Genomic DNA, 26,559 nt, shown 5'->3' with positions numbered 1-26,559 from the left:
ATTCCTACTAACATTCTAATTACTAGTATCTTGTTTAAAAAGTAGACCAATCTCTCATTAGACCCTTTGATAATAAAACGTTACATTTGTTGGGTAACCTTGCGGGATGTTATGACGAACGCAAGACATAGCCGAAAACGTGGAAGTATTTCGATTAGGCTACGAATAAGACCTAGACTATGTAAAACCAGACCAATCCGTTGACCTTACGGTGAGGAAACTGGCTAAGGAGAGCAATTATGACAGCAATGTTGTCAGGCGCAGAGATGGTGGTTCAATCTCTGATAGAAGAGCACGTAGAGCAGATCTTTGGCTACCCAGGTGGCTCTGTTTTGGATATCTACGATGCACTGCATGCCAAAACCGATCAAATCAAACACGTACTTGTAAGGCATGAGCAAGCCGCCACTCATATGGCAGATGGTTACGCTCGAGCTACCGGTAAACCGGGTGTCGTACTTGTGTGCTCGGGGCCGGGCGCGACCAATACCATTACGGGTATTGCAACAGCGTATATGGACTCTATCCCAATGATCGTTATCTCGGGTAACGTACCAAATAGCCTAATTGGTAATGATGCTTTCCAAGAGTGTGACATCGTCGGTGTCTCCCGCCCAGTGGTCAAACACAGCTTTTTAGTAAAAAAAGCGGAAGATATTCCTGAAACAATCAAAAAAGCGTTTTATATCGCGACTACAGGTCGACCTGGTCCAGTTGTGATTGATTTGCCAAAAGATGTAATGAACCCGCAAATCAAACTGCCTTATCAATATCCAGAAACGCTTTCTATGCGCTCTTACAAGCCGACAACTTCGGGCCATAAAGGCCAGATTAAAAAAGCGCTTAAATCGCTATTAGAAGCGAAAAAACCAGTGCTTTATATCGGTGGTGGTGCGGTGATTTCTGGCGCCCATGAACATATTTTAGAGCTTTCCGACAAACTGAACCTACCAGTAGTGAGTACTTTGATGGGCTTGGGGGCATTCCCGGGTACACATAAAAACTCACTGGGCATGTTGGGTATGCACGGCACTTACGAAGCTAATATGGCAATGCATGAAGCGGATCTTATTTTTGGTATCGGTGTGCGTTTTGATGACCGTACAACCAACAACCTTGAAAAGTACTGCCCAAACGCAAAAGTGATGCATATTGATATCGATCCGTCATCGATCTCGAAAAACGTGAAAGTGGATTTGCCGATCGTAGGTTCTGCGGAAAAAGTGCTGACAACCATGCTCGGGCTGCTTGCAGAGCAAGGTAGTGGAAATGATCAAGATGCTATCACTGCATGGTGGGATGACATTCAAGTATGGCGTGACCGCAACTGCTTGTCTTATGAAACGTCTCCAGAACGAATCAAGCCACAGCAAGTAATTGAAACGCTGCACAAGCTAACTAATGGCGACGCATATGTGGCGTCTGATGTGGGCCAGCATCAGATGTTTGCGGCGCTGTACTACCCATTCAATAAGCCGCGCCGTTGGATAAACTCTGGTGGTCTTGGCACCATGGGATTTGGTCTTCCGGCTGGCATGGGCGTGAAGTTTGCCATGCCACAAGAAGAGGTCGTGGTTGTGACTGGTGACGGCAGTATTCAGATGAATATTCAAGAATTGTCGACAGCCATGCAATACGACATTCCAGTGAAGATCATCAACCTGAACAACCGATTCTTAGGCATGGTAAAACAGTGGCAAGACATTATTTATCAAGGCCGTCACTCTAATTCTTACATGAGTTCTGTTCCTGACTTTGCAGCGATTGCAGAAGCTTATGGTCACGTCGGTATTCGTATCGAAACGCCTGATCAGCTCGAAGAAGGGCTACAAAAAGCGTTGGATATGAAAGATCGTCTGGTGTTTGTGGACATCAACGTAGACGAAACCGAACACGTATACCCGATGCAAATCAAAGGTGAGGGTATGGATAAAATGTGGCTAAGCAAAACGGAGAGAACTTAATATGAGACACATTATTTCATTGCTATTGGAAAACCAACCGGGTGCGTTGTCTCGTGTTGTTGGTTTGTTCTCTCAACGTGGTTACAACATTGAATCTTTGACGGTATCACCGACTGATGATGAAACCCTGTCGCGAATGAACATTACCACGACATCTGATGAGATGCAGTTGGAACAAATTCAGAAGCAGTTACACAAATTGATCGATGTGCTGAAAGTGCAAGAAGTCACCGAGTATGAGCACATTGAGCGTGAACTGATGATGGTGAAAGTGAAAGCCAGTGGTTTTGCGCGAGCAGAAGTGAAGCGGACGGCAGACATCTTTCGTGGCCAGATCGTGGATGTCACGGCTTCCCAATACACCGTACAACTTGCGGGTACGAGTGAAAAGCTAGATGCCTTCATTCAAGCGATATCCGAAGTGACCGAAGTTGTCGAAGTTGCTCGTAGTGGTGTCGTTGGCATTGCGCGAGGAGAGCGAGCTCTCAAACCTTAACTCTCTGATTGCATATAGAAAAGCCACTTAATCTAAGTGGCTTTTTTGTTTAGAAAATAACAATTAATGATATAATTGTCGTTTTAGTAAGCATGATAGGCATTAGACGTGTGAAAGTACCTAAGCGAGTCGGCACCTTATTGGCGACAGCACTATTTTTTAGTGCACTCACTGCCGCTTACTACTATCAGAAATATCTGACGTTGTTAGAAAACAATGTTGAGAACACCGCTCAAGAAGCGTTACATCAATTGGCCTATACTGGCCGTGAATACAGCAATATTCAGGATCAAATCGAAACGATCAGTGACCTACTTGGTCACAGCCAAAGTCTGTATGAATATCTGCGCCAACCTAACCGGGTGAACCGTTCCATCTTAGAAGACATGTGGATCTCGGTCGCAATCAATCAAAAGTTGTATAAGCAAATTCGCTTTCTTGATGTTTCTGGTCGAGAAAAAGTGAGGATTAATTATGAGATTGAAACAGGCGCTGCGTTGCCCGCGATCAAATTGCAAAATAAGTCAGAGCGAGACTACTTTCAATTCGCTAAGAACTTAGACGATGGCGAAATCGCTTCGTGGGGGATAGGTTTAGAACGAGAGTATGGCGAGTTAGTCTATCCCTATAGCCCGTCACTGCGTATTTTGATGCCTATTTCGCTTAACGGAAAGCGCGAAGGGTATCTTGTGCTTAATGTTGATATTGACTATTTATCCTCTCGACTCAACTATTCGTCAGTGCTTGATTTCCATATTGAGCTGATTAAGAGTGACGGATTTTACATTGATAGCCCTAAATCAGCTCGTTTGTATGGCCATATAATTCCCGCTCGCTCTCAATTTAATTTTGGCCGGATGTACCCAAACATTTGGCGTAGTTTAAATTCAAAAGATTCGGGCTATGCTTACAATGGTTCGAATTTGGTCGCGTATCGCACCATCCAGTTTGTTTCTAGCGAACCTCTTCATCTGGTTATTGATCTTACCAATGAGCAGTTATTATCCCGAGCTCAGAGGGATATTGATGACTTAATCCAAGAAGCGTTTTTTGTTCTAAGTTTGGTGCTCGGCTTCACTTTGCCGACGGCAGCCCTTGCTCTGCATTATCGGCGTCATAGTATGGAATCGAAGTTGGCTCGAGCTGCTCTTGATGGTATGACTGCGGTGATGATCTCGGATGCTTCACATAGAATCATCATGGTTAATCAAGAGTTTGAAAACATGATGGGTTACTCAACCAAGCATGCCCAAGGTTGGAGTGCACATCATTTAATTCTCTTACCTGAAGATCTCGAAGCAAACCTGAGTATCTGGAAAACACTGAAGAGTGAACACGTATGGGAAGGGGAGATTCGTTGTCGAACTAAGTTTAATCAAGTCTTTACTGCAATAATGCGTATTCAGGCGAATTTAACCAAATCAGGTAAAGTGAGTTATTACATTACGTCGCTGGTGGATATCTCTGGGCAAAAAGAGTTAGAAGAAAAATTACGAAACCTAAGCGAAAAAGATGGCTTGACGGGGTTGTGGAACCGCCGAAAATTTGAAGAGCAATTGGCGCAATATGCGGGGATTATTGAACGCTATCCTGATAGCCCTCCTGCTTGTTTGGCGTTGTTTGATATTGACCATTTTAAGCGTATTAATGACGAGCTAGGCCACGACGAAGGAGACAAGGTGATTTGTAGTGTCGCAGAAACCCTCCTAGAAGAAGTCCGCAGCACAGACTTTGTATCTCGTGTCGGTGGTGAGGAATTTGCAGTGATCATGCCGCATACAACACTAGAAGAGGCTGAAATTGTATTGAACAGGCTACGTGTCGCGGTTCAAATGCGTAGTGATAGAGGCATTACTGTCAGTGCTGGGTATAGTGATTTAACCTCTGATCGTACAAGAACGTATAAATGTGCTGATATTGCTTTGTATGAGTCAAAAAGTGCAGGGCGCAACTGCGTATCGCTGTGTCATAGTTATGATGATATTGCTTAGTGCTTTTACAAAAACGAAAAAACGGGGATAGACCCCCGCTTTTTAGTCTCAGCGTTATTCGCTAGCCAGTATGCGACATTGGTTGTCGATGGCGGCTTCGATACACTGTATTGACTGTCTCAAATAACGCTCTAGATAACCTAAAGCATCCTGACTCTTTTTGTCTAGCGATGCCTTCATCAGTATTTCTTGCTCATCGAGATTACAGTGCCCAGGGTTCCCTGTGCCTAAAATCTGCATCGCGAAGTATTGGTAGCGTTTAATTTGCGTGAGTAGATCGCGGAAAAACCCAAACATATTGACAGAGCCAGCACCTTCAAAAAGCGCAGTAAGAAACTGATTTTGGCGCTCTTCCCATTCCCTCCAACAAAAGCTTTCGCCAGGTTTTACTCGGGATAACTTGTGATAAGCAGTTCGTACATCCAGTTCCCATTTTTCATCGCCAATCATAATTGCCTTACTGAGTAAGCATGCGGAGACCATTTGCAGGCTTTCGTACAAGTCATGTAACTCATCTTTACATACAGGCGCAACCCAGCAGCCTTTTTGCGGCTCGAGTTTGACGTATTTGCTCCAAGATAATTGCACCAATGCTTCTCGAATGGGTGACGCTCCTACGTTGTACTTCTCTTTGAGTTCGGCAACCACGAGTTTTTGACCTGGTTTAAGCTCGCCATCGAGAATATCCTGACGGATCATTCTTAATACTTTGTCGGTAAGAGTGGGACTAGACACATACACCTCATAGAAACTTTAATCGTGACGATAAAATTAAACAGTACGAAATTCTGATAGAGGTAAATAATACAATTAGCCTATTATGAGAGCAAGAAAGCCATATAAAAAAGGAGGGCATAAGCCCTCCTTCTCAAGAAACTGAAGTGTTAAAAGTTCAGTCTTATAGCACGTGTACAGAAGCTGTGTTCGTAGTACCTGAAGCTACTAGAGCACCAGAAACCATAACAACGATGTCGCCTTTGTTACCTAGACCAGATTCTAGAGCAAGTTCTTTACCTGCTACGTAGAACGCGTCTGTGTTCGCGATAGAGTCAACAACTACTGGAGTAACACCTTTAGTTAGAACTAGCTGTGCAGCAGTCTTAGTGTTAGTAGTTAGTGCTAGGATGTTTGCAGTTGGGAAGTACTTACGTACTGAACGTGCAGACTTACCACCTTCAGTTGCAACAACGATAAGTGGAGCAGCTAGTTTCTCAGCTGTGTCTACTGCGCCTTTACATACTGCTTCAGTGATGCGTAGACGTGGGCTGTCTAGACGAGAACCTAGCTCAGCTTTTAGAGCTGAATCAGTGCGGTTCGCGATTTGAGCCATGATAGTTACCGCTTCAACTGGGTACTTACCTTTAGCAGTTTCACCAGAAAGCATTACTGCGTCAGTACCGTCCATTACCGCGTTAGCAACGTCGCCTGCTTCCGCACGAGTAGGGCGTGGGTTGTTGATCATAGAATCAAGCATTTGAGTTGCAGTGATAACCATCTTACGTGCACGGTTACACTTCTCGATCATCATTTTCTGAGCGAAGATTACTTCTTCAGCTGGGATTTCAACACCTAGGTCACCACGAGCAACCATGATGCCGTCAGAAAGCTCTAGGATCTCGTCGAAGTTATCAACACCTTCTTGGTTTTCGATCTTAGAGATGATGTGGATGTTCTCGCCGCCGTTTGCAGCAAGTACTTCACGGATTTCTTGAACGTCAGACGCTTTACGGATGAAAGAAGCTGCTACGAAGTCAACGCCTTGCTCACAACCAAATTTAAGGTCGTTCTTATCTTTTTCAGATAGTGCAGGTAGGTTTACAGAAACGCCAGGAAGGTTAACACCTTTGTTTTCGCCTAGTGCACCGTTGTTAAGAACTTTACATTTAACTTCAGTTTCAGTCTTAGAGATAACTTCCATCTCGATTAGACCGTCGTCTACTAGGATAGTGTTACCTACGTTTAGGTCTGCTGCGAAACCAGCGTAAGTTACTGCAACTTTATCTTTGTTACCTACAACTGAAGTGTCAGTTGTGAAAGTGAATTCTTGACCTGCTACTAGATCAACATCGTTACCGCCTTCTAGCTTGATAGTGCGGATTTCTGGACCTTTAGTATCTAGAAGAATTGCTAGTGGTTTGCCAGTAGCTTCCATTACTTTACGGAAGTTCGCGATACGAGTGCCGTGTTCTTCGTAGTCACCGTGAGAGAAGTTAAGGCGCATTACGTTCATGCCTGCGTTAACTAGTTCAGTTAGCTTCTCTACAGATTCTGTTTTAGGGCCAATCGTACATACGATTTTGGTCTTTTTCATGGAAGATACTCTCCGGTAAGTATAGTTACAATTTGAAAGTCGGTTATTTACTCTGAAGTCAGGACGTTTTTGATGACATTTAGTACCTGTCACCCACCGATTTTTCGTCTCATTATTAGAACTTCAGATTCTGAAAGTCTTTCACCAAGTTTAGTCATTTTATGACTAAAAGATCGGCGATTTTGGTTACCTTTTTGTGACTAATCCCACTTTATATGCAGAAAGTTGCAAAAAAATAGCCTTCAATTCTGTAATTTTTTTTCTTTTCGGTGGCGAATTCTACCACTGAATGAATCCAATATCACTGTTTAAGAATTGTCTTAGGACAAGGTTTTATCGAGAAATATTAATTTTTTGGATCGAAATAAATGGACTTAAAAGTTTCGGTTTGACTATAATAAGTTTCACATCGAAACTTAAAATCAAAACTTAAATGTCGAAACGAAATACTCAATTAAGAAGACACGCCATTTCTAACTTGGTTTCTGAACTAGGAGAAGTCAGCGTTGATGAACTTGCTCAGAAATTCGAAACCTCAGAGGTCACGATTAGAAAGGATTTAGCTTCTTTAGAGAAAAACGGCCAACTTCTACGCCGCTATGGCGGTGCGATTGCTATCCCAAAGGAAGTCATTCACGAAGAATTGGGCGCTAATGTTTCGACTCGAAAGTTAAGCTTAGCAAAAGCAGCAGCATCATTGATTCGCGATCATAATCGCATCGTGATCGACAGTGGCAGCACGACTGCCGCGCTGATTCAACAGTTGAATGATAAACGTGGCTTAGTGGTCATGACCAACTCGTTGCATGTTGCTAACGCTCTTAATGAATTAGAGAGCGAACCGACACTGCTGATGACTGGCGGTACTTGGGATACGCACTCAGAGTCCTTTCAAGGCAAAGTAGCCGAATCTGTATTACGAGCTTACGACTTTGACCAACTATTCATCGGTGCGGATGGCATCGATCTCGAGCGTGGAACCACGACATTTAATGAATTGGTTGGCTTAAGTAAGGTAATGGCAGAAGCGTCACGTGAAGTGATCGTAATGATCGAGTCCGAAAAAATCGGCCGTAAGATCCCAAACTTAGAGCTCGCTTGGCATCAAGTTGATGTGTTGGTGACCGATGCAGATATCCAAGCAGAGCATAAAGTACAGATTGAACAACATGGCGTGAAAGTCATTTGCGCCTAATAATGTAATCAGTTTCATATTTCACTTCCCTCTGGATAAAGGCCTTTGCTTGCTGCCTCTATTTGAAATCATGGCTAGGGAAGGACAAAACTACAAACGGAGATAAACACATGTGTGGAATCGTAGGTGCAGTAGCACAACGAGATGTTGCAGAAATTTTGGTTGAAGGTCTACGCCGCTTAGAGTACCGCGGTTACGACTCTGCTGGCGTTGCGGTTGTTGATGGCGAATCAAACCTAACGCGCGTTCGTCGCTTGGGTAAAGTACAAGAATTGGCTGATGCAGTAGAAGAAGCAAAAGTGATCGGCGGAACTGGTATTGCGCACACTCGTTGGGCGACGCACGGTGAACCTTCTGAAATCAATGCTCACCCACACATGTCTGGTGATATCGCAGTGGTCCATAACGGCATCATCGAAAACCATGAAGAGCTGCGTGAGCTGCTTCAATCTCGTGGCTACGTGTTTGAATCGCAAACGGACACAGAAGTTATCGCACACATGGTTGAGTGGGAACTTCGTACTTCAGAAACGCTATTAGAAGCGGTACAAAAAACAGCAAAACAACTTGAAGGCGCATACGGCACGGTAGCGTTGGATCGCAAAGACCCATCTCGCATCGTAGTAGCACGTTCAGGCAGCCCGATCGTGATCGGTTTTGGTGTAGGTGAAAACTTCCTAGCGTCTGACCAACTTGCATTACTTAACGTTACGCGCCGTTTCATGTACCTAGAAGAAGGGGACGTAGCAGAAATTACTCGCCGTGAAGTCACTGTGTTTGATGCAACGGGTGAGCCAGTTGAGCGTGAAATTGTTGAATCTAATGCAGAGCATGATGCAGGTGATAAAGGCCAATACCGTCACTTCATGCAAAAAGAAATCTATGAGCAACCTAAAGCGTTGATCAACACAATGGAAGGTCGTATCACGTCAGATTCTGTTGTGACAGACGCGATCGGTGTGCACGCGGCAGACATTCTAAGCAAAGTAGAACACGTACAAATCGTGGCGTGTGGTACGTCTTACAACGCAGGTATGACGGCACGTTACTGGTTTGAAGACATTGCAGGCGTTAGCTGTGATGTAGAAATTGCGTCTGAATTCCGTTACCGCAAGTTTGTGACTCGTCCAAACAGCCTTCTTATTACGTTGTCTCAGTCTGGTGAAACTGCAGATACGTTAGCAGCACTTCGCCTAGCAAAAGAGAAAGGTTACATGGCGGCGATGACCATTTGTAACGTAGCAGGCTCTTCTCTGGTTCGTGAATCAGATTTTGCGTTCATGACTCGCGCTGGTGTTGAAATCGGTGTGGCTTCAACCAAAGCGTTCACGACTCAGCTTTCTGCACTACTTATGCTGGTAACAGCACTGGGTAAAGAGCAAGGTCGCATCAGCAAAGAGAAAGAAAAAGAGATTGTTGAAGCGCTACACGCACTTCCTAAGCAAATCAACGCGGCACTTTCTTTCGAGAAAGAAATTGAAGCACTAGCAACGGATTTTGCAGACAAGCACCACACATTGTTCCTAGGCCGTGGCGAGTTCTACCCAATCGCGATGGAAGCGTCTCTAAAACTGAAAGAGATCTCGTACATCCACGCAGAAGCGTACGCGGCGGGTGAACTGAAACACGGTCCTCTTGCGCTGATTGATGCTGACATGCCTGTTGTTGTGGTTGCACCAAGCAACGACCTACTTGAAAAGCTAAAATCAAACGTTGAGGAAGTACGTGCGCGTGGCGGTCTTCTGTATGTATTCGCAGATGCAGACGCAGGCTTCGAAGGCGATGAAACAATGAAGATCATCACGATGCCTCACGTTAGTGAAATCACGGCGGCGATCTACTACACCATCCCAATGCAATTGCTGTCTTACTACGTAGCACTGATCAAAGGTACGGACGTAGACCAACCACGTAACCTGGCGAAAGCGGTAACGGTTGAGTAATTGCGCTTAACAGCAAAAATCCAAGCGGCACATGCGAGAGTATGTGCCGCTTTTTTATTTAAGCCCACTTTAAGGGGGTGAGTTATTGACCCAACTGGTGAGCGGTTAGAATTGCAGAGTAGACATTTTCTGCCGTCACTGGGAATGGCATATTGTGGATGGTTTCTCCCTCGGCCGTTGAGGCTTCGGCGACCTCGCGCAACTTAGCGTGGTTAAGCTCTTTAACGCCCATATCAAATAAGTTGGTTGGTAGACCTACAGAGCGGCAGAATGCAAGAACCGTATTAATCTCTTCCATCGCTGCGTTTTCTAATACCAGCTGAACTAGTGTGCCGAACGCGACTTTCTCACCATGATAGAGATGATGACACTCTTCAAGCTTAGTTAGGCCGTTATGAATAGCGTGAGCACCCGCTAGACCACTGCTTTCAAAACCGATACCGCTCAGGTATGTATTGGCTTCAATAATGTTTTCTACCGCTTTGGTGCTCACACCATTTTCTACCGCAGCTTTTGCTTTTACACCATCTTCAAGCAAGGTTTCATAGCAAAGTTTCGCAAGCGCTTGTGCTGAACGCGTCGCTAACCCACCAGCCATTGTTGCCTTACCAGAAGTCATGTTGGCACGAGCTTCAAAGTAGGTGGAAAGCGCGTCGCCCATCCCCGATACAAGTAAGCGAACAGGGGCTTTGGCGATGACTGACGTATCCATGATGACCATGTCTGGGTTTTTAGGGATCATCAAATATTCTTCAAATTCACCTTCAGGGGTGTATATCACCGCAAGCGCTGAGGTTGGCGCATCAGTCGAGGCAATCGTAGGAACCACCACGACAGGAATTTTGGTGTAAAACGCAACAGCCTTTGCTGTATCTAACGTTTTACCACCACCAATACCGACAATGACATCGTGTTTTTGAGTGGCACAAATGTCCGTGATGCGTTCAATCTCAACGCGCGAACATTCGCCACCAAAAATGTTCATAGTGAGTGGAAGCTTTTCGTCAGCAAAGCTTTGTTTGACGTCATCACCAACCAGGTTAGTCACGAACTCATCGGCAATTACTAACGGACGTTCACCTAATGTTTTCACATAGTGAGCGATAGATGTAAGTACTTGTTCACCTTGGACGTATTTGCTTGGGCTGATAATAATTTTGTCCATAATTCAAACCTTTAACCTTTTTATGTGTGTTTTGGACTGCAATGAATATCCATTGTAGGGATAAGGTTTATATTAGGTTTGGTGTGGTAAGTGGTGAAGGATATCTCTGCTTTTGTTCCATGCTTTTATGACCTCTGTGTCAAACTGACTCTCAGAAGTAATAAGCATCAGCATGCTTTATGGCGCCGATCACTATTCAAGCGAATCTGTCGTTTTTCGTTTCATATTGAAACGAAAATACCGAAGTCGTTGTTTCAATATGAAACAGATTGATTTTTGTTGAGCACGTTTTTTCTCTGTTTAAGATGAATTCATACCCTACATAAAAATATAAATGGAACGAGATAGAACGATGAAAAAGTTAATTAACCAAGTCGATGATGTTGTATTGCAGCAAATGGAAGGCCTAGCATTGTCCCGCCCTGAGCTAAAAGCTAACTACGAACCTCGTTACATGTGGCACGAGGAAACGCCGGGGCAAGTGGCACTGGTTTCTGGTGGTGGCTGTGGTCACGAACCTTTGCACGCTGGTTTTATTGGTAAAGGCATGCTGACAGGCGCCTGCCCTGGAGAGGTATTTACTTCACCAACGCCAGATCAAATGTACGAATGTGGCAACCAAGTGAATACTGGTGAAGGCGTGCTATTTATCATTAAAAACTACACCGGAGACGTGTTGAACTTTGAAACGGCTGTGGAGCTGCTTCATACCGATGGCATCAAAGTTGGGTCGGTGTTGGTGGATGACGATGTTGCAGTCAAAGACAGCCTGTATACCGCTGGTCGCCGTGGCGTAGCTGGAACGGTATTGGTTGAAAAGTTAGTTGGGGCTGCCGCGAGCAAAGGTTATTCGTTGGAGCAATGTGAAGCACTGGCTCGTCGCGTTAATAATCACTGTCGTTCATTTGGCGTGGCGCTTAATGCTTGTGTTGTACCCGCAGCAGGTAAACCATCTTTTGTTCTGGAAGATGATGAAGTGGAGTTTGGTGTTGGTATCCATGGTGAACCAGGTATCAAGCGAGTGAAATACACCGATGTCGATACGTTAGTGGATGAAATGTTTGCTGAAGTTGCTGAAAACACACCTTATCAGCGCACATTGCGTATTTGGAATCGTGACGAAGGTGAATGGGATGAAGTGGAATCCAGCATTGAGCCTTTCGCCGCTGAACACGACTACATCGTGATGGTGAATGGTATGGGTGGTACGCCAACTTCAGAGCTTTACGGAGTGTACCGCCGTCTGGCTCATAACTGCGAGCAAGCAGGGTTCCGTATCGTGCGTAATATGGTTGGTAACTTCTGTACGTCACTCGATATGGAAGGCGTTTCGATTACGTTGCTGAAGGCAGATAAAGAGATGTTGGAGCTGTTCGATGCTCCTGTCGATACGGCCGCGATCAAGTGGTAAGAGGGGGGAGCAAACATGCAAATTGAAAAACAACATATCGTTCACTGGCTAGAGTTATGTGCAAAAACGTATCAAGAGAATCAAGATTTTCTGACCGACCTTGATCGTGATATTGGTGACGCAGACCATGGTCTCAATATGAACCGTGGCTTTAAAAAAGTTACTGAAAAACTGCCGCAATTTGCGGACCAAAATATCGGCAGCATTCTCAAGAATACGGGCATGACCTTACTTTCTAGTGTTGGTGGGGCAAGTGGCCCGCTGTATGGCACGCTGTTTATTCGCACGGCTGCCGCTGTCGGAACCCGAGAGCAACTAACGTTTGAAGAGTTGGTCGATGCACTAAAAAGCGGTGTGGATGGCGTGGTGTCTCGTGGTAAAGCAGAGCTGGGTGATAAAACCATGTGTGATGTTTGGTTACCCGTTTTAGTTAGCGTGAAGGCGTCGTTAGAAAATGGTATGAGCGCCGATCACTTACTGAATGAAATGGTTGAGCTAGCAGAAACGAGCGCGGTTGCCACGATTGAAATGTTGGCGAAAAAAGGGCGAGCAAGCTATCTGGGGGAACGTAGTATTGGTCACCAAGATCCCGGTGCAACCTCTTCTTTGTTAATGATTAAAGCACTCCAGCAGGTAATAGCAGGTAATTAAGATGGTGGGAATTGTAGTTGTATCTCATAGTCGTCGACTTGCAGAAGGGGTGGCAGAACTTGCCACCCAAATGACGCAAGGCAAAGCCAAGCTTGCGATTGCTGCTGGGATTGATGATCCAGAGAACCCGATCGGAACCGATGCCATTGCCGTGATGGAAGCGATTGAGCAGGTACAAGATCAACAAGGGGTTGTTGTGTTGATGGATCTTGGCAGCGCGTTGCTTAGCACGGAAATGGCTCTGGACCTGATTGATGATCATGTGAGGGAAAATGTCACCCTTATCTCGGCACCTATTGTTGAAGGAACCATGGCGGCGTCGGTGGCTGCTGCTGCCGGACTACCTTTATCGACGGTAGTCGAAGAGGCACAGAATGCGTTAAGCGTAAAACAAGAGCATCTTGGTGATCAGCCACTAACATCCGCTGAGATAGCGCCAGTATCAGAGAACTTTGAGCAAGAACGGACATTTGATTGGGTAGTGCAAAATCCGCATGGATTACATGCTCGTCCCGCTGCGGCCATTGTTGGTGCACTCGCGCCTTTCGACTGTCAATTATGGTTGAAAAAAGGCGAGCGCCGTGTGAACGCGAAAAGCTTGAACAGCATTGCGAAACTTGGCGTTCGTAGTCAAGAGACGATCACGCTGTGCGCACTCGGCTCTCAATCCAGTGAAGCAATCAAGGCATTTGAAGCCTTAGCTAGTGAGCACTTCGGAGAAAAAGAGGCGGTTGAGCAAGGCATTGTCGAACCTGAAGAAAGCTCGGATACTCTGCTCGATGGCATGGCCTCAAATCAGATTGAAGGTGCTGTTGTTGGTATTCGAGTCAATGACGGTATCGCTACTGCTCCTGCTGTCCTTTTTACTCATGAAATGCCAGCAGTGCCTGAACGTGATTTCCAAAGTGAACAAGATGAAATTGAACGGGTTAAGCGTGCGATAGGCGTGGTTGTTCAACATTTGCAGGAGCAAGCGAAGCAGCCGAAAGGGGAAATATTTTCCGCTCATAGCATGATGCTCAGTGACCCAGAATTATGGGCATCGGTCGAGTCGCGAATTCAAACGGGCATGATAGCCGAGCAAGCTTGGGTAGAATCACTGCAAACGTTGGCCGAAGAGTTTCGCCAGGCAGAAAGTCAGTACATGCGGGAACGCGAAGCAGATGTGCATGATATCGCACGCCAAGTTATGGTCGAAATGACAGGCGTAACGCCTAATGCCATCGACATTCAGGAACCGAGTATTTTGTTGGCCCGCGACCTGATGCCTTCTGATGTGGCCGGGCTTGATAAATCGAAAGTGCTTGGTATCTGTTTGAGTGAGGGAGGGAAAACCTCTCACAGTGCGATTCTTGCTCGTGCGATGGGGATTCCTGCCATCGTTAAAGCTCAGGGCTGCCTTGATGCTGTGCGTGCTGGTCAAGTGGTGACTATTGATGGCTTTCGAGGGCATTTATGGTTCTCTCCTTCAGATGCCGTACAGCAGGAATTAGAAGCGCAACAAATTGAGTGGCAAAGCACCCGACAAAGTGCGCTAGCGAGTGCTCAGCAAGCCGCAGTCACCTGTGATGGTGTCCATATTCCAGTATTCGCCAATATTGGTGGACCGAAAGATATTGATGATGCACTAACATCAGGAGCTGAGGGCGTTGGTCTATTCCGGACTGAGTTTCTATTTCAAAACAGTGATGAGTTGCCGACTGAGGAAGCGCAATACCAAGTGTATCGTGATATTGCTGCCGCACTTGGTGATAAGCCACTTACGATTCGTAGTCTAGATGTTGGCGGTGATAAGCCTTTAGCCGCTTATCCTATGCCAGCAGAAGATAATCCATTTTTAGGTTTGAGAGGGGTGCGGTTGTGCCTTCAACATGAGTCATTGTTTACCGCTCAACTTCGAGCCATTCTGAGAGCCTTTCACGAGCAACCGAATATTCAATTGATGATACCGATGGTGGCTCAGGTTGAAGAAGTGAGAAAAGTAAAAGTGCTGTTGGCGCATCAAGCAAACCAACTCGGCTTGGATGCGACTCATTTGCCCGTTGGTATTATGATTGAGGTACCAGCCGCGGTGTTAAATGCTGATGCGTTAGCCCAAGAAGTCGACTTTTTCTCTATCGGCACCAATGATTTGACTCAATATGTTATGGCCGCCGATCGAGGTAACGCCGCTGTTGCTGAATTGGTGAACTACTTTGAACCATCGGTACTAAAAGCCATTGAGCTCACGTGTGCAGCAGGCGATTGCGCGGGCATACCGGTTAGTATGTGTGGTGAGATGGCTGGCGATCCAAATGCCACAGAAACATTGCTTCGCGTGGGGTTGCGAAAATTCAGCGCCAGTTCGAGCATGCTACCGGGACTAAAAGCGCAGATTCGTCAGTTGTCTGTCGATGTTTAATCGATACCTTATCGTTAGTACACCTGTACCGGCGTGCTTACGCCGGTTTTACTTTTGTTATAGGAACGCCAATTCACGACTTAATACAGCTTCATTTGCTCCTGCAGCCCAAACTTATTAATTTTTCTCCATAAGGTCGTGCGGCCAATTTGCAATGCTTTCGCCATATCATGCATTTTGCCATCACACTGATTCCAAGCCTGAACAATCGCTCTTCTCTCGGCTTCTTCTAACGTGATTACTGGCGTATTTTCTGCGGTATGGCGAGAATTCAGTTTAATGTCTTCAGGAATATCGTTCAGCTTGATTAAGTTGGAACTGCGGTTAAGCAAAATTCGCTCAGTTCGATTTCTTAATTCAGAGTTGTTGCCTGACCAACGAAAATTCATCAACGCTTCCAGTGCGACTGGCTCTATCGAGATCGTCACATTGTGGCGGCGTTCATAATGGCTGATAAGTTGCTGGACGAGAAATTCAATGTCTTCTTTACGCTTTCGTAGTGGCGGAATATGCAGCTCGTTCGAGGAGATTTCATAATAAAGTTGCCGACCAAATGAGCGCTGAGTGACATACTCGCTGATCTCTGAAGCGGTGCTGGTAATAAGTTGAAAATCTACGGGGATCAATCGCAAACTGTCGCTGCGGCTGACGAGCCCAGTTTTTAACAACTTAAGTAGCACGGCTTGTAAATCGGGCGACAGATATTCCACCTTTTCTAAAAAGAGCGTACCGCCATGGGCGAGCTCAAACTTTGAAGGCATGCCTTGCCCTTCGTCATACCCCAGAGTTTCTTTGACCAGTTGCTCTGTATTGATGGAGCGGCAGTTGAGCGTAATGAACGGCCCTTCTTTGTAAGTGCTTTCGTTATGGATCGCCATGGCGAGAGTGGCTTTTCCTACACCTTCTTCACCCGTAATTAGAATCGGTGATTTGGACTTTATGGCCCGTTTTGCAACGGTAATGACATGCTTCATTTTTCGTGAAATGACAGGCAAAGTGCTGAACGTATAGCGCGCACTGCCACCTATTTGTTGTTGAGCAAGTTCGCGAATTTTATCGATAGGGTGCAAGAACAATAAGTGTGTGCCGTCGTTGAGTGGACGCAAGGTGATGATCGCTTCAACAAACTCGCCACGAACCTCTACCGTTGTGAGTTTACGGTTTATGCTCGCACCTGACTCAATACTAGTAAGGACATTCGGTGGGAAGCGCAAAACAGAAAAGACTTCTTTATCCAAGACCTGACTGGCTTTAATGTTTAACAAGCGCTCGGACTGGTGATTTACCATGGTTATACGGCTCTCTTCATCCCAGGCCAGAAGGCCGTCATCCATGCACTCTAACGTTGCGTTATGCGCACAAGTGAGGCGGTTCATGTTTTCTTGTTCCGACTGAATGTGGATTTGCAAGCTGACTTCTTTCGCGCTCGACGCGATGATGACTAAGTCTTCTTTCTTATAGCTTTCCGCTTTTCTGAAAAGGCATGTTGTACCGCGTAATTTGCCAAATTGGTCAAAAACAGGCGCCGCTACAGAGGCGTAAGAGTGCAAGTGGCGATTGAAATGTTCGGCAGCAAAAACTTCACACGGGATATGAGTGTTGATACAGAGATTGACTGCATTTGTGCCTATCTTTCCTTCGGAGAGAAAACAGCCTTGTTTAATACCGAGCGCCTGCATCTCTTGTTGCATTGAGTTATGTCCCACAACAGATAGAACGCAGCCGTTGCCGTCAGTCACCATCAATACCAGGTCTTCGTCACCAAGCATATCGTACGTATCTTCAAGCACGGTCGTGGCGCATTCGATGAGATATTCGTTGCGCTTCATTAGAGATGAGAAGGTAAATCCAGAAGCAATATGTGGTTTTGACCAGGTGTAAGGGCTGCATTGCTTTATGCAACGCTCCCACGACTCGAGGACGGGAGTGCGGGAAAATTCTGGAGATACCCAGTGGTGTTTCTGGAAAAACTCCCACTTAGTTTTAGTGTCTTCGATTGAAAGCATGCGATACCGTTTCAATACTAGCGATAGATTGGTCTGATGTTACAGAGACATCGGAATATGGACTGTGATGGCTTTCACGCACGTTGTATAGAAGAATGTGCAAAAAGGGGGGCGAGTTGAGGAGGCTTCCGTGCCAGTTTTTCGATTAAAAAGGGCTGTCTTTGCCGAGCTCATTGCAAATCTCGACAATGGCAAGTGAGAGCCCTGACTTAATGATTTGTTGTTGACGTTGCAGTTGTAGCTGATAAAACTCAAGGTCGATGTCGTCATCGGGTTCGTTGACTTCCAATTGCACCATGCCCATTTTCTTCACCAGATGCAGTTTTTTGATCGGTTCTAGGATATTCGGGTCAGTGAATTCGTAATCTGAAGCGTCACTATTGAGTTGGTTTTTGAGTTTGATGATGTCTTCGATGTCGTGGTAAATGTCATCGGGGAGCACTCCCAAGCCAAACAATAACTTCAAACGAACAGACAGATCGCCCAGCGGTCCAGAGTCTTGTAGCAGCGGACCGACAACTGATTGAACAGCGAAGTTATCTTTACGAAAGATTCTTTGCACCAACCCGTCGATCGAATCGTTAAAAACGTCGACTGCTGCAATGAAAAAGCCTCGTACCGATGGTGCGCTGTTTAATCGCTCAATGATCTCGGTTTCGTTGATGTTATCTGCCATATACTGAATACATTTCTAATTATTAGCTATCCCAACTCTTCAAGCAGAGAAGGACATAGAAGGGGAGCCGAGCTCCCCTAGGTAAATCAAAGTTGGTTGTAAAGTGTCTCGATTTGAGCCACTTCAGCACTGTCTTCTGCAAGACCTGTGTATGTCGCTAGCGTCTTCTTCACACCCACTTCTTTTAATGAGTTTTGTAGCTCTACGGCTTGTGGGTCAGTGTCGTTAGTGTACTTCAACGCAGCGGCAATGCCTTTCAAAAGTGTTTGATTTTCAGTGCTATACTCAATTGTACCGAGTAAAGGCTTCACTAATCTATCGTTTGCACCTAATTTACGAATTGGTTGGCGACCAACACGATCAACTTCATCAACTAAATAAGGGTTGGCAAAGCGTCCTAAAATCTTCTCGATGTAGGCGTTGTGCATGTCACGGTCGAAGCCGTAACGTTTGATCAGCACTTCACCACTCTCTTGCATCGCCTGTTTTACTTCAGCGTGAATGCTTGGGTCTTCAATTGCTTCACGAATGGTACGATGGCCTTTCAAGCAACCTAGGTAAGCGGTAATGCAGTGACCTGTATTGAGGGTGAAGAGCTTACGCTCTACAAACGCCATTAGGTTATTGGTTCTTTCCATGCCTGCGATGTCAGGGATTTCGCCCTTGAATTGCTGCTCATCCACAATCCATTCGCTAAAGCTCTCTACCGTCACTTCTAGTGGGTCATCGTTCGCTGCTTCTGCTGGTGGGACGATACGGTCTACCGCTGAATCGACAAAGCCAACCAGTTCGTCTGCTTTCGCGTGCAATGATTCATCCAAGTGTTTGTACACTTCACCTTTTAGGTGTGTGGTGCCGCGAACCATGTTTTCACACGCTATGATGTTCAATGGTTTATCGTTACCTGCTGCAAAGCGTTTAGCAATGCCGGTAGCGATGGTTTTTGCAATGATGTCCAGTACGTTAGGGCCAACCGCTGTTGTTACCAAGTCGGTTTTTACAATGCGGTCGATGACATCTTCACTGGCTGAGTTTACCGCGGTGACGTGAGTTACTGTGTCGATTTGGCACTCAGTACCGACCACTTTTACTTTGTATTCTTGCTTGTGACTCAGTTGGTCGACGAGTGGAGCGTCAACGTCTGCAAATGTGACCTCGACTTCTGCATCTGCTAAGAGTTTTCCGATGAAGCCACGACCAATGTTACCTGCGCCAAAATGAACTGCGTTTTTCATAATTCTTACCTACCAATGTCTAAAATGTTGACTTACGAAACTAGGGGGAGGCCAACCGCATAGGGGGTGACAGCTGACCTCATTTGCCTCAGGAGCAAATTAAAGGGGTAATTAAGCCGCTTGTTGACCGCCAAGGATGTTTAGAATCTCTTCCACATCGTTGGTGCTGGTTAGCTTCTCAATTGCCTCCGGCTCATCGAGCGCGTTCGTAATGGTGGTAATCACCTGGATGTGCTCATCGTTCTTAGCGGCAATGCCGATAACCAGTTTCGCTACATCATCGTCGTCTTCAGTAAATTGGATACCCGATGGGTATTGGCAGATTACAATGCCGGTTTTCTTCACGCGGTCTTTCGCTTCTACCGTGCCGTGAGGCACTGCGATAGATTCGCCTAGGTAAGTTGGAACCAATGCTTCACGCTCAAACATCGCGTCTACGTATTCTGGTTCTGCGTAGCCAAGTTCGACCAACTTGTTACCCGCGAAGCGAATCGCTTCTTCTTTGTTGGCAGCTTTCAAACCTAGGTGAATGTTTTCACGCTGGATTTGGAACACCGACGTTTGCTGTGGCTCGAAGTTGTCGTCGTTTGCTGCCACGAGCGAAACTTTTACCATTTGGTCGTCATTGGCTGCGGATTGGTTTTGCGCTGCTAGTAGTTTGGTGACTAGCTGGTTGTACATCTCGCTGTCTAGGAAGTTAGTCAATGAAATGTGGTGTGCGTTTGGAGCATGCTTACGTGCACGATCCGTTAAGTCTTTATGAGTAATCACGATATCTGCACTCTCTGGTAAGCTGTTAATGGCAAGGTTGGTTACGTGGATGTTCAGACCTGCGTCTTGAACCTTTTTGCGTAGCATGCTCGCGCCCATTGCACTCGAGCCCATGCCCGCATCACAAGCGACAATGATGCTTTGTACTGTCGCTAGGTCTACGTCACCTTTGCTTTGGTTGTTTACCACCGCATCGTTTTTAGATGCAGATTTCATGTCTTTCATTTGTGATGTTGCTTTTTCTAGTGCTGCTTCATCACCGTCTTCTTCTGTTGACGTTTGCGTCTTCATTAGCAGTGCTGCTACGGCGAATGACACGCCTGTTGCTGCTGCGATAGACGCTAGAACACCAACGATTGAGCCTTTCTGAGTCATCAACAAGATTGCAAAGATTGAACCTGGTGATGCTGGAGAAACGATACCTGCGTTAAAGATAGTTAGAACGAATACGCCAGTCATACCACCTGCGATAGCCGCAAGGATTAGGCGAGGGTTCATTAGGATGTATGGGAAGTAAATCTCGTGGATACCGCCGAAGAAGTGGATGATTGATGCACCACCTGCCGTTTGACGAGCCGTACCTTTACCAAACACCATGTAAGCTAGCAGGATACCTAGACCAGGACCTGGGTTTGCTTCGATTAGGAAGAAGATCGATTGACCTGTTTCAGACGCTTGTTGGATACCCAGTGGAGAGAAAATACCGTGGTTGATCGCATTGTTTAGGAACAGGATCTTCGCAGGTTCAACGAAGATTGAAGTCAGTGGTAGTAGGTGAGCAGAAACTAGGAAGTTAACGCCAGCCGCCAAGCCACCAGAAAGAATTTTTACGAATGGACCGATAAAGATGAAGGCAAGGATCGCACATAGCATGCCGATGATGCCCGCAGAGAAGTTGTTAACCAACATCTCGAAGCCACTTTTTACTTTACCATCGATGTAGTTATCGAATTTCTTGATAGCCCAGCCGCCCATTGGGCCGACCATCATTGCCCCCATAAACATTGGGATGTCGGTGCCGACAATCACACCCATTGTTGTGATTGCACCGACTACCGCACCACGATCGCCACCAACTAATTTACCACCGGTGTAACCGATAAGTAGTGGCAGCAAGTAGGTAATCATTGGGCCAACCATAGAGGCTAACGTTTCGTTTGGTAGCCATCCAGTTGGGATAAATAGAGCAGTGATAAAGCCCCACGCGATAAACGCGCCGATGTTTGGCATTACCATGTTTGACAGAAAACGACCAAAATTTTGTATCTTGATCTTGGCATCTGGTGATATCATAACAATTCCCCGTTCGATGTTCTGATGAATCTTGTTGTAGTAAACGGTTCGCCAAAACCGTTTGTTTGATTGCTTAGTACCCAATCAATTTACCACACATTTTCCAATTGGAACTGACAACGGGTTTTTCGTGATCTACGCCCGCATTTCTTAGGCTGAGAAACGGTTTTTAAGTGACCAAGTTCAACTTATTAACTTGTAACTTAATAACAAAAAGCCACTTTTAAATCTGTCAATAAAAATCTTAGTGATCAATCCGATCTTCTGACAAATTTAAAATCAAAATACTTTGTGACTTTGATCACTTTTGATTTTTTTTGAAATTCGAATTAAATACTTGTAATGATCAATGTCACGTTTTGTGTTGAGTTGTGGTGGATTTAAAGTGTGACCTGGATCTGTTTTTGTTTTTTGTGAAAGTTTGTGACGGAATTGGTGAGATAAATGCTATCTAGATCTTTCGATAGATTGTATCTATGAGAGTCTTTTCGGCGCACTTCACGGAGCACGCCTAATTAGTTGATGAAAGGGTAAATAAAGAGAGTCGCCACACGGTTCTTCTTGTGATTCCCAACTCTCTATTTAATCACTGTTCTTAATCATCGTTGCTATTTAGTATGATAGACGAGGTAGTCATGAGCTTGCTCGCGTCCCATATACCTTGCCAACGTCTTTTCTTGAACATCGCGCAAATCCACCATAATCAATCCATCTAGAGCGTTATTGAATGCAGGGTCGACGTTGAAGCATACCAGCTTGCCATTGAGGCTTAAGTACTGACGCAGCAAAACGGGCACTCCTTTCCCTTCATCGATTCTGGCAATGACACGTGACAATAGCTGTAAATCACCCAGAGCAGTGAGCATGCTGGTGTTCCAGTCACGGTGGTGCTCAGGAAGTGGGTTAGAAGGTGTGACATACTCTGCGCAGTTGTTATCGTAGTGGTGAAGCGTCATTGATTGAGCCAGCAGTTGGCGTGCAGTATCACTATAGTCGTTGCTAATGCTTACCGGACCAAATAGGTGAGTGTAATCTGGGTTTTGATGAACGAACGTTGCGATGCCTTTCCACAGCAGCAGTAGCGCGCTCATGCTCTTTTGATATTGCTGTGCAATCACAGAGCGCCCCATCTCAATGGATTTACCCATTTGGTCGATAAAGCGTTGGTCATAGTTAAACAACGTTCGTGAATACAGACCTGCTACGCCGCGCTTTTCAATCAGTTGATCAACCAGACCTAAACGATACGCGCCCACCAAGCATTGGTTCTCTCTGTCCCACACAAACAGATGCAGGTAATCATGATCGAAATGGTCAATGTCTATTGCTAGTCCAGTCCCTTCGCCAACTTGTCGGAAATTGAGCTCACGTAGGCGACCAATTTCATGCAGTAGGGAAGGGATACTCTGCGACTCCGTGCAGTAAACATCGAACTCACCACTTGTTAGCAGCTTGGACTCTTTTGGTAAGTTGTTCAGCTCTTCAAGCAATTCGCCTACGGGTAACCCTGCCGCTATTGGAGAGAGCAGTTCTGATGAAGAAGAAGGCTTAACTGATTGGGTTTCACGATTGAGCAAGTAAGTGTTGAGCCGCAAATAGTTCACCACTTGATCATCGTTAAGTGTGTTGAGCTCTTTGAATTTAATCGCTTGGCCAAAAGACAAGTTGATGGTTTGTGCATGTTTGTTCAGTAGCTCCCGCCCGAGCATTAGGGTACGCAAAAGTGGATGGATTTTCCCTGCCATATAGAAGCGTTTCGAGTTCTGACCACTGATGAATACTGGAACTGTCGTTGCTTTGTTTTTGCGGATCAGGCTACTTACGCTTCGACTCCACGCTTTGTCTTCCAAGCGTTGCTGTTTGGCATCGACTAACTGGGAAACCTCACCGGCAGGAAAGACAAGCAATAAGCCGCCACTTGCGAGGTGTTTATTAGCCGCTCTGAGGGCCTTCATATTCGATTTGACGGCGTCTCTGCCTTCAAACACATCGACACCAATGAAGAGCTGATCTAACTCTGGTACGGTTTTCAGGTATTGATTGGCTAGAATTTGGATATCGTCTCGTACCATCAACAAGAGTTCGGCCAAGATGACGCCTTCCACACAACCAAGCGGGTGGTTCGCCACAATGACGGTAGCTCCTTGTTTAGGTACTGAGTCGAGTGAACCATGAGCAATGCGATAATCGATACCTAAGATATCCAGCGTGAAGCGGAGAAAAGTTTTGGTATCGGCATTAACGGGGCGTTGGGCGTAGAACTTATCAAGTTGGTTTAAACCGGTTGCCCATTCAGCAACGTTTTCACCAATGCCAAACGGCGTTTTACGAGGGAGACGAAAAGGGGTTGAACTATCCATATTTACCTCAGCGTACAAGTTGCTGATTGGATAGTAGAAATTACAGATGACAGTTAAGAGGCAAAAGCATGAGCCTTTGGTGACAAACCAATGAAGCTTTATTGACTAAAGAAAACGGTATATCACTGTGCTATGAATCAAAACTCGCGTTATGTCTCCCTCTTAAAACAATAGATAGGCTATCTTATCTAGAACAAAGATTAAGCTAAGTTGATATTTATCAGGGGGAAATAATGGAACGAGTTTCCAATAAAGCAGCACTTTGGATTGGGCTAAGTTTGATACTTGGTCTTGGCATCCTTGGCTATTTTATGCAGCAGACGGCGGTGAAATACCGAGCCTATGAAAGAGTCGTGACAGTAAAAGGTTTGTCGGAGCGTGAGTATCCTGCTGATACGGTGATTTGGCCGATTCAATTTACTCTAGCGAGTAATGATATGGGAGCCATGTTTGATGAAATTGACCAGCAAACCCGTTTGATTTTGGACTTTCTAAGTGCCAAAGGGCTTCCTGAAACCAGCGTTTCCCTTTCTTCCCCAGCGGTCATTGACAGAAAAGCACAGCAATATGGGAGCGAGCAAGACATTGAGTATCGTTATTTGGCCTCGCGAACCGTTACGGTTTATAGCCAGAGTGTTGATGTTGTTCGAGCGGCAATCAATGAAATAGGTGAGCTAGGAAAGCAAGGCGTTTTGCTTAACCAAGATCCTTATGCAAATCGTGTTGAGTACAGCTTTACTAAGCTGAATGATGTGAAGCCAGACATGATCGAAGAAGCGACTAAGAATGCGCGTGAAGTGGCTGAGAAATTTGCGAAAGACTCACAGAGTTCACTGGGTAAGATCAAACGTGCAACTCAAGGGCAGTTCTCGATTTATGACCGAGACAGCAACACGCCTTACATTAAGAAAGTACGAGTGGTATCGACGGTTCAATATTACTTATCTGATTAAAGTTGCGCTCATATAGTCAATAGTTGGTCGTTCCATCACCTTCTATTTGTAGAGGTATCTATGCTCTGTGATAGGGAAATCAGTCTTCGATGACGCTATATACAAGTACTTTTTTATAAAACTAAGTTCTTAACAGTGATGAGGTGAGTTTGATAATAATCAAGCTCACTTGTTTCTTATGAGCGTAAGTTAGTATGACTTATTGCTAGAAGGAATTAGTATCATGGCATACAAGCACTTTATTAGAGAACTACTGGGTTTAGCGATTGTTGTCTCTGTCGTCTTTGGCGTATTAGGCGTGATGTTAGAGCTCTTCGCACTGACGGCACTTTGGGAGCATCAGCAAACGATAGCCGATGTTTTCTTCCATGAATCACTCTACTTCATCGTATTTTTAATCCCACCATACTTCCTCTGGAAGTTGATTAACCGTCCTGAATTGGTTTCTGCTGACCAAGCTTATTTGGCAATGAAGTTAGAGGCTGAAAGTCGACAATGAGTCGATTTAGTGAGTAATGAAAAGAAGAGGCTATGAGAAAACATTAGCCTCTTTTCTATCTGATTCGTGGGCAAAGTATTCGCTGCTTTATTGATTAAAAAGCTGCTTCGATTGTGCCTTTGAACGTACGATCGAGATAATCACGAATCGCTTGAGATTGATAAATAGAAACGAACTTTTTATACGCTTCATTATTTTTGTCTGCGTCACGAGTGGCGATGACCATGACTGCTAATGGGGCGTCTTTTGCTTCAAGATAGATACTTTGTTTCTTCGGATCTAAACCAGAAGACATTACGTAGTTCATTGTAATCGCAGCCGCGTCCACATCATCTAATGTTCTTGGTAGCTGAGCGGCATCTACCTCGACAAATTCAAATGATTTTGCGTTTTTTGTGATATCAGTTAGGGCGGCTTTATGGCCAACACCCTGTTTCAGCTCAATTAAACCTGCATCGGCGAGTAGCAACAGACCACGACCACCGTTGGTAGGGTCATTTGGAAGCGCTATACGTGCATTGTTTGGAAGCTCTTGCAGTGAGCGATACTTATTGGAATAAAGCCCCATACGCATAAGAATGGACTGACCAATTGATACTAATTGGGCGTTATGGCTACTGTTGAAGTTGTCTAAAAATGGCTGGTGCTGATAGCTATTAATATCGATGCTACCATCGCTAAGAGCGGCATTAGGTGTCACGTAGTCAGAAAACTCAATGACTTCGACATTCAAACCTTGCTTTGCTGCCTCCTTCGCTACCGCCTCGACTACTTGTGCATGTGGTCCAACTGTCGCGCCCACTTTAATGACAGAGTCATCTTTTTCTCCACAAGCGCTTAAGCCGACTACTGCCGTGAGAATCAAAGCTAGTTTCTTTAAGTGACCAATACTTTTCATTGTAGCTCCATTTTTTGTTTTAGACGTCCATACGTTTGTATGTCCATCCTATCAGAAGTTGTCTGAGGGTCAATGGTTTAAATCACGAGCGGACATTTTGTTTCATTGCTACATATAGAAAGCCAGATAAGGGTTAAAGAAAAGGGGAAGAGGAAAAGCTATTACGAGGTTAGTGACGAGTTACCGCAACCGAAACTGTACCCAAAGATATAAGATACAAAAAAAGCGTAGTAGGTATTAACCTGCTACGCCTTTCGGAATATGGTGGCCCCTCGCAGACTTGAACTGCGGACCAATCGATTATGAGTCGACTGCTCTAACCACTGAGCTAAGGGGCCTT

The 26,559-nt window shown here is 45.4% G+C and carries 19 protein-coding genes and 1 tRNA gene; 10 read left to right on the top strand and 10 right to left on the bottom strand.

Translation table 11 applies throughout. From position 1 onward, the window contains the following. Positions 1–239: 239 nt before the first annotated feature. From R7E00_RS11250 to R7E00_RS11240, 3 genes are all read left to right on the top strand, one after another. Positions 240–1,964 (top strand): acetolactate synthase 3 large subunit, encoded by a 1,725-nt coding sequence (locus R7E00_RS11250; protein ID WP_005379695.1) that lies wholly within the window; start codon positions 240–242, stop codon positions 1,962–1,964. Position 1,965: 1 nt separating this feature from the next. Then, positions 1,966–2,460, top strand: coding sequence for an acetolactate synthase small subunit (gene ilvN, locus R7E00_RS11245; RefSeq protein ID WP_005379697.1), 495 nt, complete (start codon positions 1,966–1,968; stop codon positions 2,458–2,460). Between the two features lie 110 nt (positions 2,461–2,570). Further along, positions 2,571–4,451, top strand: coding sequence for a GGDEF domain-containing protein (locus R7E00_RS11240; protein ID WP_005379698.1), 1,881 nt, complete (start codon positions 2,571–2,573; stop codon positions 4,449–4,451). A 54-nt stretch (positions 4,452–4,505) separates the two neighbouring features. Here R7E00_RS11240 and R7E00_RS11235 read toward each other — a convergent pair whose 3' ends face one another. Then, positions 4,506–5,192, bottom strand: a complete 687-nt coding sequence (locus tag R7E00_RS11235) for a GntR family transcriptional regulator (protein ID WP_262606263.1) — start codon at positions 5,190–5,192, stop codon at positions 4,506–4,508. 157 nt (positions 5,193–5,349) lie between these two features. Then, positions 5,350–6,762 carry a pyruvate kinase PykF gene (pykF, locus tag R7E00_RS11230; protein WP_213889106.1) on the bottom strand — a complete coding sequence of 471 codons (1,413 nt, stop codon included), beginning with the start codon at positions 6,760–6,762 and terminating at the stop codon, positions 5,350–5,352. 433 nt (positions 6,763–7,195) lie between these two features. Here pykF and R7E00_RS11225 point away from each other — a divergent pair, with 433 nt between their 5' ends. Continuing rightward, positions 7,196–7,957 carry a DeoR/GlpR family DNA-binding transcription regulator gene (locus tag R7E00_RS11225; RefSeq protein WP_005379701.1) on the top strand — a complete coding sequence of 254 codons (762 nt, stop codon included), beginning with the start codon at positions 7,196–7,198 and terminating at the stop codon, positions 7,955–7,957. A gap of 110 nt (positions 7,958–8,067) precedes the next feature. After that, positions 8,068–9,900, top strand: a complete 1,833-nt coding sequence (glmS, locus tag R7E00_RS11220; protein ID WP_005379702.1) for a glutamine--fructose-6-phosphate transaminase (isomerizing) — start codon at positions 8,068–8,070, stop codon at positions 9,898–9,900. Between the two features lie 82 nt (positions 9,901–9,982). Here glmS and R7E00_RS11215 read toward each other — a convergent pair whose 3' ends face one another. Continuing rightward, positions 9,983–11,065 (bottom strand): glycerol dehydrogenase, encoded by a 1,083-nt coding sequence (locus R7E00_RS11215; protein WP_262606262.1) that lies wholly within the window; start codon positions 11,063–11,065, stop codon positions 9,983–9,985. Between the two features lie 352 nt (positions 11,066–11,417). Here R7E00_RS11215 and dhaK point away from each other — a divergent pair, with 352 nt between their 5' ends. From dhaK to ptsP, 3 genes are read left to right on the top strand one after another with little or no spacing between them, the layout of a single operon-like run. Further along, positions 11,418–12,476, top strand: coding sequence for a dihydroxyacetone kinase subunit DhaK (gene dhaK, locus R7E00_RS11210; RefSeq protein WP_005379704.1), 1,059 nt, complete (start codon positions 11,418–11,420; stop codon positions 12,474–12,476). A gap of 15 nt (positions 12,477–12,491) precedes the next feature. After that, on the top strand, positions 12,492–13,127 hold the full coding sequence (gene dhaL / locus R7E00_RS11205) for a dihydroxyacetone kinase subunit DhaL (protein ID WP_262606261.1): 636 nt from the start codon (positions 12,492–12,494) through the stop codon (positions 13,125–13,127). Position 13,128: 1 nt separating this feature from the next. Beyond that, positions 13,129–15,528: a phosphoenolpyruvate--protein phosphotransferase gene (ptsP, locus tag R7E00_RS11200; RefSeq protein ID WP_064353602.1), complete on the top strand. Its 2,400-nt coding sequence runs from the start codon at positions 13,129–13,131 to the stop codon at positions 15,526–15,528. Positions 15,529–15,608: 80 nt separating this feature from the next. Here the strand turns inward: ptsP and dhaR are convergent, their stop codons facing one another. The 5 genes from dhaR to R7E00_RS11175 all read right to left on the bottom strand — a co-directional run bounded on the left by dhaR (position 15,609) and on the right by R7E00_RS11175 (position 23,869). Continuing rightward, positions 15,609–17,534 (bottom strand): dihydroxyacetone kinase operon transcriptional regulator DhaR, encoded by a 1,926-nt coding sequence (dhaR, locus tag R7E00_RS11195; RefSeq protein ID WP_064353603.1) that lies wholly within the window; start codon positions 17,532–17,534, stop codon positions 15,609–15,611. A 145-nt stretch (positions 17,535–17,679) separates the two neighbouring features. Beyond that, entirely contained in the window at positions 17,680–18,210 is a 531-nt protein-coding gene (locus R7E00_RS11190; protein ID WP_258641472.1) for an MltR family transcriptional regulator, read from the bottom strand. Positions 18,211–18,296: 86 nt separating this feature from the next. Further along, the gene (locus R7E00_RS11185) at positions 18,297–19,445 is read right to left on the bottom strand and encodes a mannitol-1-phosphate 5-dehydrogenase (protein ID WP_262606260.1); all 1,149 of its coding nucleotides are present in this window, start codon (positions 19,443–19,445) and stop codon (positions 18,297–18,299) included. A gap of 111 nt (positions 19,446–19,556) precedes the next feature. Further along, positions 19,557–21,509 (bottom strand): PTS mannitol transporter subunit IICBA, encoded by a 1,953-nt coding sequence (locus R7E00_RS11180; protein ID WP_033906054.1) that lies wholly within the window; start codon positions 21,507–21,509, stop codon positions 19,557–19,559. Positions 21,510–22,117: 608 nt separating this feature from the next. After that, complete coding sequence (locus R7E00_RS11175) at positions 22,118–23,869, bottom strand: lysophospholipid acyltransferase family protein (RefSeq protein WP_238842881.1); 1,752 nt, start codon at positions 23,867–23,869, stop codon at positions 22,118–22,120. A gap of 233 nt (positions 23,870–24,102) precedes the next feature. On the opposite strand from R7E00_RS11175, the gene R7E00_RS11170 reads away from it, so the two are divergent. Together R7E00_RS11170 and R7E00_RS11165 are read left to right on the top strand one after the other, a co-directional pair. Next, on the top strand, positions 24,103–24,822 hold the full coding sequence (locus tag R7E00_RS11170; protein WP_005379714.1) for an SIMPL domain-containing protein: 720 nt from the start codon (positions 24,103–24,105) through the stop codon (positions 24,820–24,822). A gap of 223 nt (positions 24,823–25,045) precedes the next feature. Next, positions 25,046–25,321, top strand: coding sequence for a hypothetical protein (locus R7E00_RS11165; protein ID WP_005383040.1), 276 nt, complete (start codon positions 25,046–25,048; stop codon positions 25,319–25,321). 94 nt (positions 25,322–25,415) lie between these two features. Here R7E00_RS11165 and R7E00_RS11160 read toward each other — a convergent pair whose 3' ends face one another. Continuing rightward, positions 25,416–26,219, bottom strand: a complete 804-nt coding sequence (locus R7E00_RS11160) for a MetQ/NlpA family ABC transporter substrate-binding protein (RefSeq protein WP_017633488.1) — start codon at positions 26,217–26,219, stop codon at positions 25,416–25,418. A gap of 262 nt (positions 26,220–26,481) precedes the next feature. Continuing rightward, a tRNA-Ile gene (locus tag R7E00_RS11155) sits at positions 26,482–26,557 on the bottom strand. Between the last annotated feature and the right edge of the window lie 2 nt (positions 26,558–26,559).

Origin of the sequence: Vibrio sp. Vb1755 (assembly GCF_033338635.1) — a bacterium.
Lineage (GTDB): Bacteria > Pseudomonadota > Gammaproteobacteria > Enterobacterales > Vibrionaceae > Vibrio > Vibrio alginolyticus.
Note: the sequence above shows the minus strand (reverse complement) of the source record. Positions and strands in the feature narration are given on the sequence as shown.

Excerpts from the sequence above, each read along its gene's own strand:
- R7E00_RS11250 (WP_005379695.1), top strand. The coding sequence starts at position 240 with ATGACAGCAATGTTGTCAGGCGCAGAGATGGTGGTTCAATCTCTGATA.
- ilvN (WP_005379697.1), top strand. The coding sequence starts at position 1,966 with ATGAGACACATTATTTCATTGCTATTGGAAAACCAACCGGGTGCGTTG.
- pykF (WP_213889106.1), bottom strand. The coding sequence starts at position 6,762 with ATGAAAAAGACCAAAATCGTATGTACGATTGGCCCTAAAACAGAATCT.
- R7E00_RS11225 (WP_005379701.1), top strand. The coding sequence starts at position 7,196 with ATGTCGAAACGAAATACTCAATTAAGAAGACACGCCATTTCTAACTTG.
- glmS (WP_005379702.1), top strand. The coding sequence starts at position 8,068 with ATGTGTGGAATCGTAGGTGCAGTAGCACAACGAGATGTTGCAGAAATT.
- R7E00_RS11215 (WP_262606262.1), bottom strand. The coding sequence starts at position 11,065 with ATGGACAAAATTATTATCAGCCCAAGCAAATACGTCCAAGGTGAACAA.
- dhaK (WP_005379704.1), top strand. The coding sequence starts at position 11,418 with ATGAAAAAGTTAATTAACCAAGTCGATGATGTTGTATTGCAGCAAATG.
- dhaL (WP_262606261.1), top strand. The coding sequence starts at position 12,492 with ATGCAAATTGAAAAACAACATATCGTTCACTGGCTAGAGTTATGTGCA.
- ptsP (WP_064353602.1), top strand. The coding sequence starts at position 13,129 with ATGGTGGGAATTGTAGTTGTATCTCATAGTCGTCGACTTGCAGAAGGG.
- dhaR (WP_064353603.1), bottom strand. The coding sequence starts at position 17,534 with ATGCTTTCAATCGAAGACACTAAAACTAAGTGGGAGTTTTTCCAGAAA.
- R7E00_RS11190 (WP_258641472.1), bottom strand. The coding sequence starts at position 18,210 with ATGGCAGATAACATCAACGAAACCGAGATCATTGAGCGATTAAACAGC.
- R7E00_RS11185 (WP_262606260.1), bottom strand. The coding sequence starts at position 19,445 with ATGAAAAACGCAGTTCATTTTGGCGCAGGTAACATTGGTCGTGGCTTC.
- R7E00_RS11180 (WP_033906054.1), bottom strand. The coding sequence starts at position 21,509 with ATGATATCACCAGATGCCAAGATCAAGATACAAAATTTTGGTCGTTTT.
- R7E00_RS11175 (WP_238842881.1), bottom strand. The coding sequence starts at position 23,869 with ATGGATAGTTCAACCCCTTTTCGTCTCCCTCGTAAAACGCCGTTTGGC.
- R7E00_RS11170 (WP_005379714.1), top strand. The coding sequence starts at position 24,103 with ATGGAACGAGTTTCCAATAAAGCAGCACTTTGGATTGGGCTAAGTTTG.
- R7E00_RS11165 (WP_005383040.1), top strand. The coding sequence starts at position 25,046 with ATGGCATACAAGCACTTTATTAGAGAACTACTGGGTTTAGCGATTGTT.
- R7E00_RS11160 (WP_017633488.1), bottom strand. The coding sequence starts at position 26,219 with ATGAAAAGTATTGGTCACTTAAAGAAACTAGCTTTGATTCTCACGGCA.